This is a genomic window from Bacillus sp. BP-3 (assembly GCF_028401955.1).
Lineage (GTDB): Bacteria > Bacillota > Bacilli > Bacillales > Bacillaceae_G > Bacillus_A.
Window position 1 is genome coordinate 57,337 of the sequence record NZ_JAQOTJ010000010.1, and the last position, 14,519, is coordinate 71,855.

Annotated in this window: 10 protein-coding genes; 8 read left to right on the forward strand and 2 right to left on the reverse strand. The window is 38.3% G+C overall.

Annotation, left to right across the window (positions count from 1 at the left end):
- Window positions 1-15: 15 nt before the first annotated feature.
- Window positions 16-381, reverse strand: coding sequence for a YkvA family protein (locus PLX19_RS16375; RefSeq protein WP_272189796.1), 366 nt, complete (start codon window positions 379-381; stop codon window positions 16-18).
- Window positions 382-1,016: 635 nt separating this feature from the next.
- On the opposite strand from PLX19_RS16375, the gene PLX19_RS16380 reads away from it, so the two are divergent.
- From PLX19_RS16380 to PLX19_RS16395, 4 genes are all read left to right on the forward strand, one after another.
- Window positions 1,017-2,939 (forward strand): LTA synthase family protein, encoded by a 1,923-nt coding sequence (locus tag PLX19_RS16380; RefSeq protein ID WP_272189797.1) that lies wholly within the window; start codon window positions 1,017-1,019, stop codon window positions 2,937-2,939.
- Window positions 2,940-3,197: 258 nt separating this feature from the next.
- A complete protein-coding gene (locus PLX19_RS16385; protein WP_272189798.1) occupies window positions 3,198-4,079 on the forward strand; it encodes a D-amino-acid transaminase in 882 nt (293 codons plus the stop codon).
- A gap of 201 nt (window positions 4,080-4,280) precedes the next feature.
- The gene (locus PLX19_RS16390) at window positions 4,281-5,810 is read left to right on the forward strand and encodes a C40 family peptidase (protein ID WP_272189800.1); all 1,530 of its coding nucleotides are present in this window, start codon (window positions 4,281-4,283) and stop codon (window positions 5,808-5,810) included.
- Window positions 5,811-6,211: 401 nt separating this feature from the next.
- On the forward strand, window positions 6,212-7,420 hold the full coding sequence (locus PLX19_RS16395) for a NupC/NupG family nucleoside CNT transporter (RefSeq protein ID WP_272189801.1): 1,209 nt from the start codon (window positions 6,212-6,214) through the stop codon (window positions 7,418-7,420).
- Window positions 7,421-7,745: 325 nt separating this feature from the next.
- Here PLX19_RS16395 and PLX19_RS16400 read toward each other — a convergent pair whose 3' ends face one another.
- On the reverse strand, window positions 7,746-7,880 hold the full coding sequence (locus tag PLX19_RS16400) for a hypothetical protein (protein ID WP_272189802.1): 135 nt from the start codon (window positions 7,878-7,880) through the stop codon (window positions 7,746-7,748).
- 839 nt (window positions 7,881-8,719) lie between these two features.
- On the opposite strand from PLX19_RS16400, the gene PLX19_RS16405 reads away from it, so the two are divergent.
- The 4 genes from PLX19_RS16405 to PLX19_RS16420 all read left to right on the forward strand — a co-directional run bounded on the left by PLX19_RS16405 (window position 8,720) and on the right by PLX19_RS16420 (window position 14,479).
- Window positions 8,720-9,568, forward strand: coding sequence for a 3D domain-containing protein (locus tag PLX19_RS16405; RefSeq protein WP_272189803.1), 849 nt, complete (start codon window positions 8,720-8,722; stop codon window positions 9,566-9,568).
- A 92-nt stretch (window positions 9,569-9,660) separates the two neighbouring features.
- On the forward strand, window positions 9,661-9,975 hold the full coding sequence (locus PLX19_RS16410; protein WP_272189804.1) for a DUF3910 family protein: 315 nt from the start codon (window positions 9,661-9,663) through the stop codon (window positions 9,973-9,975).
- 144 nt (window positions 9,976-10,119) lie between these two features.
- On the forward strand, window positions 10,120-11,739 hold the full coding sequence (locus PLX19_RS16415) for a hypothetical protein (protein ID WP_272189805.1): 1,620 nt from the start codon (window positions 10,120-10,122) through the stop codon (window positions 11,737-11,739).
- Window positions 11,723-14,479, forward strand: a complete 2,757-nt coding sequence (locus tag PLX19_RS16420; protein ID WP_272189806.1) for a DEAD/DEAH box helicase — start codon at window positions 11,723-11,725, stop codon at window positions 14,477-14,479. Before PLX19_RS16415 ends, PLX19_RS16420 begins: the two co-directional genes overlap by 17 nt.
- Window positions 14,480-14,519 lie beyond the last annotated feature (40 nt).

The following is a 14,519-nucleotide window of genomic DNA, read 5'->3' on the forward strand; positions in this document are numbered from 1 at the left end:
GTTAGACGCTTCACTTCATGAATCTAACTTTTGATCGATAAGTGACGTATCCACTTCAGAACTAAACCATTCTCCCAATTTTGTACGCGCTTGTTCTTTTACTTCTTCATCGACATACATTGCAGCTTGTACGAGTGCAGCTGTTAATGCACCTAAGTCATCTGTATAACCAAGTCCAGCTACAAAATCAGGAATCGCATCAATCGGTGCAATAAAGTACGCAAGAGAACCAATAATTACAAGCTTTACTCGTTTTGGAACATCTCGTTTTTGTAATACATAAAACAGCAACAAGCTAGCATAAATGACTGAATGTCCCGCCTTAATTGCTGTATTTTTTACTTTATCCCAAAACGCCTCAACTGAAAAATTCTCCTTCATTATGAAATCTCCCCTCGCTATTCTTCCGCGATTCGCGGTCAATTTGTGACGAAATAAAGAAATTTAGTAAGAGCGTTTCATAAGCAAGTGATGTTCTCTTACTAATAGAAGTTTCATATTTATTTCTATAATACCTAGCTTATTTACAACATAAGTAAACTACACACACATACAATATAGTGTAGATTCTAGCTTGGAACGTTACTTATCATATGCTTTCATTGTAACAAATAAACATAAAAAGAACAAGTGTTCGATTTGTATTTTTATATTTTTCTCAATATAAAATACTCGCTTCTACTACATATTCTTTCCCAATTTTGTTATATTTTTTAGTTGACGATCATATAAACCAATGTTAAAGTTTTCACTGTCAGCTATAATGGACAAAATACAAAAAAATGTAAGATTCCACTGTGTTCCTAATAGCCAAATTTTGTTGTATAATACAAAAATGACGTTGTGCTTACGGAACAACATAGAGGCAGGAAAACAAAAGGTATGCATAGTTCAAGTCATATATGGATGTATGAAAGAAAAAAACTCTATCCATGGCAAAGAAAACTATGTATTTTTTATTTGAGCATTTTTCTCTCAAAAATTGACCAAGCCTGATAGAGAAAGGGTGTAAATGGATGAAGGAATCTTTGAAATTACAATTTCAAAACGTGCGATTTACGTTATTTGTTGCCCTTACATTATGGTTAAAAACGTATATAATCACACGTACTAGTTTCGACCTAAAACTAGAATCGTTTATGCAAGAGTTTATTTTATTAATTAGCCCATTAGCGACATCATTATTTCTAGTGGGTCTCGCATTATTTGCAAAAGGTAAAAAACGTAACTATATTGCACTTGGAATCGACTTTGTTCTTACTATAGTTCTTGTTGGTAATGTAATGTTCTATGGTTTCTATAATGACTTCGTAACATTACCTGTACTCGGACAAACGTCAAACTTCAGTAGTCTTGGCTCTAGTGTAAAATCGCTCTTTAACTACAAAATTGTTGTTGCATTTGCGGATCTTATCTTCTTCTTCATTTTGTTAAAGAAAAAGAAAGAGTATGCAAAAACAGAGCGTATTTCACGTCCAATGCGCTCACTATATTTTGTATCAACAATTGCAATTTTCTTTGCAAACTTAGGACTTGCAGAAACAGAGCGTCCTGAATTATTAACGCGTTCATTTGACCGCGTCATGCTTGTGAAAAACTTAGGTTTATACACACACCAAATATACGATCTTGGCTTACAAGCAAAATCAAGTTCACAAAAAGCATTTGCAGATGGAAGTAAGTTGCAAGAAGCAGAAAACTATGTGAAGACAGTACAAGAAAAACCAGATCCAAATATGTTCGGCGCAGCAAAAGGGAAAAACGTAATTGTTGTATCTCTTGAGTCCATGCAGCAATTCTTAATTGGTGCGAAAGTAAACGGACAAGAAGTGACGCCATTCTTAAACCAATTTGCAAAAGAAAGTTATTACTTTGACAACTTCTATCATCAAACAGGCCAAGGAAAAACATCTGATGCGGAGTTTCTTGTAGACAACTCATTATATCCATTAGATCGCGGCGCTGTATTCTTTACACACGGTAACAATGAATTTGTTGCAACACCAGAAATCTTGCATGATCAAGGGTATTACACAGCTGTATTCCATGCGAACAATGCAACGTTCTGGAACCGTAACATCGTGTACCCAGCACTTGGTTACGATCGTTACTTTAACGAATTAGATTATAAAATAACACCTGAAACAAAATTAGGTTGGGGTTTAAAAGATATTGAGTACTTTGATCAATCAGTGGATATGTTAAAAAATATTAAGAAACCATTCTATACACGTTTCCTTACATTAACAAACCATTATCCATTTGATTATAATGAGGCAACAAAATTAATTGAACCTTATAACTCTGGTGACGATGTATTCGATAATTACGTAGTCACAGCTCGTTATTTAGACGAAGCGTTAAAACACTTTATTGAACGTTTAAAAGCAGAAGGTCTTTACGATAACTCTGTTATTGTATTTTACGGTGACCACTATGGTATTTCTGAAAACCATAACCGTGCAATGGCACAGTTCTTAGGAAAAGAAGAAATTACAACATTTGACCAAATGAACTTACAACGTACACCGTTCTTCATTCACGTTCCTGGTCAAAAAGAAGGTAAAACAATTACAGCACCTGCTGGAGAAATTGATGTAAAACCAACAATCCTTCACTTACTAGGTGTTGATACAACAAATGATATTCACTTCGGGCACGACTTGTTCGCACCAGAACGCAAACCATTTGTCGTATTACGTGACGGAAGCTTCGTTACTGATCAATATATTTACAAAAATAACACATTCTATAACCGCCTAACAGGTGAAGTTGCACAAGTACCAAAAGCTGAAGCACAAGCAATGGTTGACCGTGCTCAAAATGAATTGCATATGTCAGATAAAATTATTGAAGGCGATTTACTTCGTTTCTATGAAGGTAACAAAACAAAAACAGGTACAATCAAAACAAAAATTAAAGAAAAAAGCGCTGAGTAATCAGCGCTTTTTTATATAGTGACATCTATACAAAAAAGGCTGCGTAATCATTACACAACCTTTACCAAAATTTTACAAAAAATTCACGAAACATATCTATAATAAAACATGTAAGCTTTGTCCCTAATAAACAAGCTGCCCTCCTTTATGCAACGTTCTACTCTAGAACGTTGTTTTTTTGTATTATAAAGCAGGATTCTTTCTTTCAACCTTCGAATTTGTATGTGCAAACACTACTCGGAGAAGGAAGGGAAAAACATGACGTATGAACGATTTATATTATGGAATGGAAGAATGATGGATACAACAAAAGAACAACCTCATATTGATTTAGAAGAGCGCGGTCTACAGTTCGGTGATGGCATATATGAAGTTATTCGTATTTATAAAGGTACTTTACACTTATTAGACCCGCATATCACAAGATTATACCGCTCTATGGAAGAAATTGAGTTGTCCCTCAATCTCTCAAAAGCTGAGCTTATCTCATCCTTATACGAACTACTTGAAAAGAATCAATTTCAAGAAGACGGCATCATTTATTTACAAATTTCCCGTGGCATCAAGCCTCGTGTTCATGCCTTCTCTTTTGATACAACTCCAACTATTTATGCCTACATTCGAAAAAAAGAGCGACCTGCTTTATGGATTGAATATGGGATCCGCGCGATAACAGAACCCGATATTCGCTGGCTTCGCTGCGATATTAAATCATTAAATTTGTTACCAAATATACTTGCTAATACGAAAGCAGAGCGAAAAGGCTGCAAAGAGGCTCTTCTCGTTCGGAATGGCATTGTCACAGAAGGTAGTCATTCTAACTTCTTTCTTGTGAAAAATGATGTACTATACACCCATCCTGCAAATCATCTCATTTTAAACGGTATTGTTCGGCAATATATTATATCACTTGCCCACACATTACATATTTCTCTGCGAGAAGAATTGTTTAGCATTCATGATGTATATAAAGCAGATGAATGCTTCTTTACAGGCACAACCTTTGAAATAATGCCGCTTACCCATCTAGATGGAACCCCTATTCAAAACGGACAAGTAGGTCCTGTCACAAAATTACTACAAAAAACATTTATGCAAAGCTTTTCTACTTCCAACGCCTTTTACCTTAAAAATGAATAACAGTATATCTGTTTATTGTAAATATATAGATATAATTGACAGAATAAGGTGTGAGTTGGCACCTTTCTTTTTTTTTAACCTTTTTGTCATATATGGATTTCGTTATAAGCATTGACATCAGTCGACAACCATTTTAGAATTTTTATTAGTTGGTAATTTTTTTCATCACCTAAAATACAGACAGAAAGGAATCGACAAACTATGAAAAAATATCTTGCTGGTCTTGCAGCAGTGTCTGTAGCAGGTGCAGCAGCCCCGGCAATGGGCACAGTTCAGGCAGCAGCTCCTGATCAAAACGCACAACAACCTGCAGCACAAGCAGCACAAACAACTAAAACAGCTCCAAAAAGTGAAACAAAATACACAGTAAATGCAGACGTATTACGCGTTCGCACAGGTCCTAGCACCAACTCTGACATTTCGTCTCGTGTATATGAAGGACAAACATTAAACGTAATTGGCCAGGAAAATGGCTGGTACAAAATTAGCTATAATGGACAAGTTGGCTACGTTAGTGGCAAATTTGTAAATACGGACACTTCTAACAGTGGTTCTCAATCACAAGGCAACTCAACTGTTCAGCCAGCAAGCGGAAATTATACCGTAAGTGTATCTTCCCTTCGTGTTCGTACAGGCCCTAGCACTTCACACACACAATTAGGCTCTGTACATAAAGGACAAGTTGTACAAGTCGTTGGTGAAGTACAAGATTGGTTCAAAATTAGCTACGGTGGACAAAACGCTTATGTTAGCAAAGACTATGTAACAAAAGGCGGTTCTGATTCAAACGTAACACAAGATAACCAACAACAAAATAACAGCAACGTTACAGTTCAAACAGGCGGTACATATGTTGTAGATGCTACATCTTTACGTGTTCGTACAGGCCCAGCTACATACCACGGCATCATTGGCGGTGTATTAAAAGGCCAAACATTAAACGTTATTGGCGCTGAAAATGGTTGGTTCAAAGTGAAGCATAACGGAAATACAGGTTATGTTAGCAGCGAATTTGTGAAATTTGTAAAAGGCGGCACTTCTACAGCTCAAAAACCAGCTGAAAATAACAACAATAACACCGAAACTCCAGCTCAAGGAAGCGGCGAATATTACATTAACGCAAGCGCACTAAATGTACGTAGCGGTGCTGGAACAAACTACAGTGTAATCGGTGCACTACCGCAAGGACAAAAAGTACAAGTACTTGCAGATGAATCTGGTTGGAGCAAAGTTAACTATAACGGCCGCACTGGCTATGTAGGAACTCGCTTCTTATCTAAAACACCTGTAAGTGGTGTACAAGAAAATAAGCCAGCTCAAAAACCAGCTGAAAACAACAGCAACAATAATAACACAAGCAATAACTCTCGTGATACTTCATCACTACTTTCATACGCACAATCAATGGAAGGTGTTCCATATGTATGGGGCGGCACTTCTGCAAACGGTGTTGACTGCAGTGGTTATATCTATCACGTATACAAAAAATTTGGTTATTCAATCAGTCGTCAAAGCGTAGCTGGATATTGGAGCAGCTTCCAACATACATCTAACCCACAGCCAGGCGATTTGATTTACTTCCAAAACACATATAAATCTGGCCCATCTCATATCGGTATTTACCTTGGTGGTGGCAGCTTTATCCAAGCTGGGGACAATGGAGTTAAAGTAGCATCATTAAATAGCTCATATTGGAGCAGCCATTTCTTAGGATATTCTAAGCCTTATTAATTAATAGGTTCAGAGCCTTCTAGATTACTAGAAGGCTCTTTTGTTATATAAATATAAATGAAACAACGACTTAAAAAACCTTTTTTTGGATGGACGAGAGCATCTGGCCATACATAGTAGCAGCGGTCAAGGTCTTTTTCTGCTACGGGAACGGTTTAAAACAAAGGGAGACAGCGAGTTTTGTTCGAGGTGGCAGGGATTTTAAAATGCTTTTATATCACTTCTCTATACTTCCTCTTATATGCGTTAATTCCAATTATTGTTTTCCTATTCTGACTTTTTTACAGACGTTTGACCTCTGATGTCTGGTGTGATAAGTTACATAAGATAATGTTTTCAGAGAAACGGAGCAATCATACTATTTGCAATGTTCCAACAATTCAGAGAGGGGATTTACAAGCATGAATGTTTTATGGGGAATTGGCGGCGTGTTTGGAGTTTTGGTAATTGCAGTTTTACTGTCTTCCAACCGCAAAGCTATTAATTGGCGCACGATTTCAATTGCGCTTGCACTGCAAATTACTTTCTCCTTCATCGTCTTAAGATGGGACGCAGGAAAAGCGGCTTTAAAGCATGCTGCTGACGGCGTACAAACTCTTATTAACTTCTCGTATGAAGGAATTCAATTCGTTGTCGGTGGTTTAGCTAACGCAAAAGGGCCTTGGGGCTTCGTCTTTGTTATTCAAGCATTACTTCCAATTGTATTCATTAGCTCACTCGTAGCCGTATTATATTATTTTGGTATTATGCAATGGTTTATTACAATTATTGGCGGCGGGTTAAGCAAACTTCTTGGAACTTCAAAAACAGAAAGCTTAAATGCTGTTACAACTGTTTTCTTAGGACAATCGGAAGCACCGATCTTAATTAAACCTTACTTAGATCGCGTAACGAATAGTGAATTCTTCGCTATTATGGTTAGCGGTATGACATCTGTTGCCGGATCGGTACTTGTTGGTTATGCGGCAATGGGAATTCCACTTGAACACTTACTTGCAGCTGCTATTATGGCTGCACCTTCAAGCTTACTAATTGCAAAATTAATGATGCCTGAAACAGAAAAAGTAAATAACGATGTAGAGCTTTCTACAGAGCGTACAGATGCAAACGTTATTGACGCAGCAGCACGCGGTGCATCTGAAGGGATGCAGCTTGTTATTAACGTTGCAGCAATGCTCATGGCATTTATCGCATTAATCGCTGTATTAAACGGTTTATTAGGATGGATCGGTTCTTGGTTCCATATCAAATTAAGTCTTGATTTAATTTTTGGATACCTCCTTTCTCCATTCGCTATACTAATCGGGGTTTCGCCTCATGAAGCGATTCAAGCTGCTGGTTATATCGGACAAAAGCTTGCGGTAAATGAATTCGTTGCATATGGAAACTTAGCTAAGCATATGGCAGAGCTTTCTGATAAAACAAACGTTATTTTAGCGTTTGCAATTTGCGGATTCGCAAACTTCTCATCTATTGCTATTCAATTAGGTGTGACAGGTACACTTGCTCCTTCACGCCGCCAACAAATTGCACAATTGGGAATTAAAGCGGTAATTGCAGGTACATTAGCAAACTTCCTAAACGCTGCTGTAGCAGGCATGATGTTTTAATAAATGAAAAAGACCCATCTTAAGTTCATTTTTCACTTAAGATGGGTCTTTTTCATTTACACTTTTAATTTTTCGATATCTAAGTCACATACAGATACTCTCGTCTCCCCCCTAAAAAGAAAGGAATTTTTATGTCGTTTTTTGAACGTGTATATATAGAGACCCAATAAGCAAAAAAATAAACGCAGAGCTGCCGTATGCTCTGCGCTTATTTTAGCCGTAAAACTTATATATCGAACTAATACCCCTTAGTTGAAAGTTACTTCACGCCCATCCCCCAATGAACGTAATACTTTCTTATAATATATACGAAAAAAAGTGGATACTACTTTTGCAAGACAAGTTGCTTTTCTCGCTCCCCTGTAGTTTTCTCTATTTTCTGCTCTGCGTTTTCATGTATCGCTCGTTGTGTAGCACGCTTTAAACAAATATGTTTCCACTTTCGTTCGTAACGTCTCATTATTCTTGATGTCCTCCCCTGATTGCCATGAAACTTTAATTGAAATCGCTTACAGGAAATAATATAGCACATTTAGAAAGATGTGACAACACATTTTCGACACTTTTTTGTAAATATCATGCAAAATTAAATATCTCATACCTAATGATGCTTCAAACTCGTTCTGCCTGCCTTCTCGTTTGCGCTCATAGACGATATTTTACAAAGACATTTATCTATATAATATTTCAACATCTAAGTCGCTGCTATGCAGAATACAATATAATTTGCACTCGCATGTGGCAGGTAAGGCCCTGATTGCTTCTATGACAGCCAGATACTCTCCTCCTCCCCTAGCATTTATGTCTTTTTTTACTTATATATAGAGAGAAATGTCACTAAGTAAGCTCCTCAATTATCCCATTCACGTACTATTACAGAAATGAAACAGGCCAAATTTGTTCTATGACACCTTCTTTTTTTGTAACAATTACATGATGATTTTCCTTAAAATCGGGCTATAATTTGTGAAAGGTAGCACAAATTGATTATATTTTTATAACTATGCTGCTTGTGAATTAAGAAAATCCTCTGTTTACGCAACACTTCCATAATAACTTTGTAATATGGGTGAAATACGATTAACTACTTTGCAATATCTCATTTCCGTTCCTCAATCCGTAAATATGGAATAGAATCCTTTAAAACATAAGAAAAGAGCGTTTTCCTTATACTTCTTTTTATATTACAAAGTGTTAATGAACTGTTACGAATGGTTTGTAATTGTGTGTTTTCCCATTTCCCCCAAAAATCTGTTGCTATAATGAGGTCACGAAAACAAAAGCATTGGAGGCTATTTCATGAAAAAGTTACTTGGTATAGCAACAGTAGCAGTTTTTGGTCTTGGGATTTTCACTTCTTCTGCACAAGCAGAAACAGTTGTTAAAACAGAGGTACTAAACGTACGAGAAAACCCAACTATTGAATCAAAAGTTGTAGGAAAAGTACTGGATGGTAATAAATTAGATGTTAAAAATACAGAAAACGGTTGGCTAAAAGTGAACCTAAATGGTAAAGAAGGATTCGTAAGCGCAGAATTTACGAAAAACATCTATTATGTAACAGCAAACGTATTAAACGTACGCGCTGATGCAAACACAAACTCAGAAATTCTGGGTACATTAAAGAAAGATGATGTGATCGAAACAACACATCAAGTTCAAAACGACTGGTTACAATTTGAATATAACGGAAAAACAGCTTATGTAAATGTTCCTTTCTTAACAGGTAATGCACCTGTCGTAACAGCACAGGAACAAGCACCTGCGCCGGCAAAAGCCGGGCCAGCTAAGGCTCAAGAAACGCAGAATGCTACAGAAACAAAAGCTGAAAAAGCTAATGGCCGTGAATTAACAGTTGTCGCAACTGCTTACACAGCTCATCCAAGCGAAAATGGCGGCACACATGGCGGTCGCGTATTATCTGCAATGGGGCATGACCTAACAGCAAACCCAAATATGAAAATGGTTGCCGTTGACCCGAAAGTCATTCCACTTGGTTCAAAAATTTGGGTAGAAGGATACGGTGAAGCAGTTGCTGGTGATACTGGCGGTGCAATTAAAGGAAATCGTATCGACGTCCTAGTAGGCTCTGACAGCGCTGCGAACAACTGGGGACGTAAAACTGTAAAAGTGAAAATTATAGACTAATTACTATTGTTGCTAAAAAAAAAACGAGCCAGCTCTCATCAGTTGAGAGCTGGCTCTTATTTTTCTTATAATAGAAGAAAGGAGGATTTCATATGGATATAAATGCAAGCGTTGACTGGATTGGTACACCAACTCCATATATATATAAAGATGCAGTTACATACGATGCAACTGCAATTGATTTTTCATTAGAGCATGACGATAATCGTTATAGACTCATTATCTTACAGCACGGCAGGGACGTAGAATACAAAATCATACAATACGGCGTCAAGCCTGGCAGCCAAAAGCCATTTCCAATTGATACTGGCTACCACTTCAAAAATAAAACGATTCCTTTAATCAAAATGATTTTGCAAGACCCTTACGTACAAAGCATATTACAGCAAAAGACTACCTCTTCCTAAAAGAGATAGTCTTTTTAGTTGAATGAAAGGGAAAAAATTAGGAGATAACTGCCCATAAGAGCCTAGTTCATTTAACTACTCCCCACTGAGGGAAGTTTCACCTTATAATAGAAAAGAAGGAAATCTTTTGCGCGGAGGAACAGTATGCTGCAACATTCAATTACGAAAGATGAAATTATGGAAATTGCCAATGAGTTTTTGAAAGGACTCGATCCACAGCAAGCGGCTGACAAGGAACAAGTATCAAATGCACTTCAGCTCTATCGTAGTGGACTCGTGTATAACGTTGATTTCGATGGATATACATTATCAGGAACAGTCGAACATGACGGAGATATTTATAGCGTAAATATTCCGATTCGAAACGTGTCCGAAAGTTACTGTGATTGCTTTTCACCGACGCAATGTGAGCATATGCTCGCCATATTACTATATGCAGCTTCAAGCTTTGGACAAGTAGGAGACATTCTAACTTTATTTAAGAAGAAAACGAAGCCGGCGCTCCCGCCCATTCGCACCGCGCGGCAAATGCTGCAAATGACCGATTTTAACGATACAAATTATGAAAGCTGGTTTCCGTACTTCGAATCTGAGTACGATGCATTTGCGAAAGAACACGCACGTCTTTCATACAAACAAATGTATTTTCTGATGAATATTTTCACGGAGTTCTATATGAAAATTGAACGAAAAGCACCGCGCATTGTTACGGTTCACGAATTATTTAAACTAAGTGCAGCACTCTTTTCTTTTCAGAAGCTACTTAAAGAGATTGAAACATTTGAAGAGGACAAACTCTATTCTTATCATCAACCAATTAATATTGTACGACTCTTTGTTAATAAAATAGAAAACATTGTACAAGATTTGAAAGCTGAACCATTTCAAGATGTATTTCAACCATTTCTACAGCACATCGCCGAAATGCTACATACAATCTTCTTCTCTGCCTCTTCTTATACACAGGAGCGATTTTTTATTTATCGCCACCTATGGGGAGAGCTGTTTGTAGAACCCGACTGGATACAGGAAGAACAACAGCGGATTGAAACAAAAATGCAACCCTTATCAAAAGCACTTGCATCCGCTCATCTTCTCTTTCTACAGCGAAAAGATAAAGAGGCAATGGATGTACTAAAAGCGCAGCCACCACAAATTGTTGGCCTGTACTTTGATTGGCTTGAAGATTTATTAAGTTCCATGCAGTGGGAGCGGGCAAAACAGTGGCTGTCCTTCACCTACAAGCGAGTGAAAGACACGATAACGACCGAGCACGATTCATACTTTGTGAAAGATGTTGTCCGCTTATTTATGGTGATGTATGAAACATATGCAACGCATACGAACGAACAAGCTGGCTATGAGATGATTCTTCAAGAATTATTACCATATAGCTTCACCAGCTATGAACAGTATGTACTCGCTAAAAAGCAATATCACACATGGACTGAGCTCCATTTACTGTATGGGTTTGAAACCATTGAATTGTTAAAAGAAGCATTAAAAGAAGTTGAAAAAGAAGCGCCGGAAGCTGCTCTTCCACTCTATCATTATGCTGCATTGCAAGCGATTGAAGAAAAGAATCGCAAATCGTACCGCAGAGCTGTTCGTTACTTAAAAAAACTAAGAACACTTTATAAAAAGCTCAAACGGATAGATGAATGGGAGTCTTTCATTATGATCATTGCATCCTCTCACTCACGACTGCGAGCATTACAAGAAGAACTGCGGAAAGGGAAGTTGATCCATGAAAACACAAATTGATATTATCATTCGGCTCGAACGAATGAAACAAAACTGGTTTCTTTGGGCAGAAGATGAAACAGGGAACAGTTTGCCTTTAAGCAGCTGGAAACAACATGCGTTCACATGGCACTCCTCCTCTTTCTATGGAACACTTCTACAAGAAGGAACTTATGAACAGCGGAGCGGCATCATTTTAAATGCTACTCAAGCATTTGAATATATCGCCAAAAAGCCGGTAAATTCATTTACCAAGCTACAAACAAGTGCAACGATTAGCGAACTCGCGCCAATGGCAGAAAAAATGTGGGAAGCTTACAGGACAGGAGACTTCCTTCCAGATATAAAACAATGGCATCGATATCCTTCCTGGAAAATCGCTCATGAGGAAGCAATAGATGAGACGGTACAAGCACTGTTTTCAGAAGCAATTAATGAAACACTGCGCCATCATACTCGTTCTGGCGAAACATGGGAAGATGCACAGCGCCTATATGAGCATTATGACTTTACGAAAAGACAGCTCGAAACTGCCATTCATGAAAACGATTGGCTGCGTAAAATTGGCTATATCGAAGATGATCTTCCATTTGCAGTTGGACTCCGCCTCCAAGAACCGGAGAATAATTTTGAAACGTGGCAGCTCGAAACCATATTAACTCCAAAGCGCGGCACTCATCGAATATACGTATATAAAGATGCTGAATCACTACCGAAAAGATGGTTGAAACACGAAGCACGTATTACGGAAACGCAAGAAGGTTTCGGCAAACTCGTACCTTGGTTAATGGAAGATGATCTATTTCGAAGTGAATTATACGAAACGGAAGCATGGCGCTTTTTAACAGAAGCCAGCAATGAATTGCTAGCAGCTGGGGTTGATATTTTACTGCCATCATGGTGGCAAAACTTGAAAGCAAATAAACCAAAGCTGCGCATCCAAGTGAAACATAATGCAAGAGCAGGACAGGCATTCTTTGGCATGAATACGCTCGTTGATTTTAACTGGCGTATTTCTACAAACGGCATCAATTTATCAGAGACGGAATTTCTCGCGCTCATTGAACAAAACAGACGCCTTATCCATATAAACGGACAATGGATGAGACTTGACCCTGCTTTTATCGAAGAAGTGAAGAAGCTGATGAAGAAAGCAGACAAATACGGACTTGAAATGAAAGACGTCGTGCAGCAGCGATTACTTCGCGGAGCAGAAACAGAAGTAATCGAAGAAGATAGTCCATTCGCAGATATGGAAATCGAACTCGATGATTATTATGACAAGCTGTTTGACAGATTGCTGCACATCGGAGAAATTCCATCTATACAAGTACCATCTTCCTTACAAGCAACATTAAGGCCATACCAACAGCAAGGAGTCGAGTGGCTCCTCTATTTACGAGAGCTTGGATTTGGTGCGTTACTAGCCGATGATATGGGACTCGGAAAAAGTATCCAGACAATTACTTACTTACTATATATAAAAGAACACAAACTAAAAACAGGCCCAGCGCTTATTGTGGCGCCCACATCTGTTCTCGGTAACTGGCAAAAAGAGTTCGAGCGCTTTGCACCGAGCTTACGAGTGAAGCTTCATTACGGCGGTAGCCGGGCAAAAGGAGAAGGTTTGTCCACTTTTATGCAAGATGCCGATGTAATTCTAACATCCTATGCACTCACGCAGCTTGATGAAGAAGAACTCAGCTCACAGCGCTGGGATGCGATTATTCTTGACGAGGCGCAGAATATTAAAAACCCGCACACGAAACAATCGCGTGCTGTTCGAAAATTACAAGCAAATCATAAAGTCGCTTTAACAGGAACACCGATGGAAAACCGTTTGTCAGAATTATGGTCAATCTTTGACTTTCTGAATCACGGTTATCTTGGCAGTTTACCGCAGTTTCAGCGCCGCTTCGTAACGCCGATTGAAAAGGACCGCGACGAAACAAAGATTCAGCAAGTGCAGCGTTTAATCGCACCGTTCTTACTGCGCCGCACGAAGCAAGATAAATTGGTTGCCTTGAACTTACCAGATAAACAAGAGCAAAAAGCATACTGTCCGTTAACGCCAGAACAAGCATCGCTCTATGAACAACTTGTTCAAGATACGTTAAAGAATGTGGAAGGGTTAACAGGCATTGAGCGCCGCGGCTTTATTTTGCTCATGTTAAATAAACTAAAACAAATTTGTAACCATCCTGCTCTCTATTTAAAAGAAGATGCCCCAACAAACTTAACTAATCGTTCTATGAAAATAGAAACATTATTGGAGCTCGTTGAAAACATACGGGATCAGCATGAAAGCTGCCTCATTTTCACGCAATATATTCGAATGGGAAATATGTTGCAAACATTGCTAGAAGAACACTTTGGAGAGCGCGTCATCTTCTTAAACGGCAGTGTACCAAAGAAAGAGCGCGATAAAATGATCGAACAGTTCCAAAGCGGACAACATGGCATTTTCCTGCTCTCTTTAAAAGCGGGCGGAACAGGATTGAACTTAACCGCAGCCAACCATGTTATTCATTACGATCGCTGGTGGAATCCTGCCGTTGAAAGCCAAGCGACAGACCGCGCTTATCGTATCGGTCAAAAACGCTTTGTCCATGTGCATAAACTCATTACAACAGGAACACTTGAGGAAAAAATTGATGAAATGCTCGAGCGAAAACAATCGCTCAACAATGCAATTATTACAAGCGAAAACTGGATTACAGAACTATCAACAAACGAGCTGAAGGAACTTTTAGGAGTATAAGCAACTTTATCTTATATCGTCGAAAAGTCTATATAAAAAA

Excerpts from the sequence above, each read along its gene's own strand:
- PLX19_RS16375 (WP_272189796.1), bottom strand. The coding sequence starts at position 381 with ATGAAGGAGAATTTTTCAGTTGAGGCGTTTTGGGATAAAGTAAAAAAT.
- PLX19_RS16380 (WP_272189797.1), top strand. The coding sequence starts at position 1,017 with ATGAAGGAATCTTTGAAATTACAATTTCAAAACGTGCGATTTACGTTA.
- PLX19_RS16385 (WP_272189798.1), top strand. The coding sequence starts at position 3,198 with ATGACGTATGAACGATTTATATTATGGAATGGAAGAATGATGGATACA.
- PLX19_RS16390 (WP_272189800.1), top strand. The coding sequence starts at position 4,281 with ATGAAAAAATATCTTGCTGGTCTTGCAGCAGTGTCTGTAGCAGGTGCA.
- PLX19_RS16395 (WP_272189801.1), top strand. The coding sequence starts at position 6,212 with ATGAATGTTTTATGGGGAATTGGCGGCGTGTTTGGAGTTTTGGTAATT.
- PLX19_RS16400 (WP_272189802.1), bottom strand. The coding sequence starts at position 7,880 with ATGAGACGTTACGAACGAAAGTGGAAACATATTTGTTTAAAGCGTGCT.
- PLX19_RS16405 (WP_272189803.1), top strand. The coding sequence starts at position 8,720 with ATGAAAAAGTTACTTGGTATAGCAACAGTAGCAGTTTTTGGTCTTGGG.
- PLX19_RS16410 (WP_272189804.1), top strand. The coding sequence starts at position 9,661 with ATGGATATAAATGCAAGCGTTGACTGGATTGGTACACCAACTCCATAT.
- PLX19_RS16415 (WP_272189805.1), top strand. The coding sequence starts at position 10,120 with ATGCTGCAACATTCAATTACGAAAGATGAAATTATGGAAATTGCCAAT.
- PLX19_RS16420 (WP_272189806.1), top strand. The coding sequence starts at position 11,723 with ATGAAAACACAAATTGATATTATCATTCGGCTCGAACGAATGAAACAA.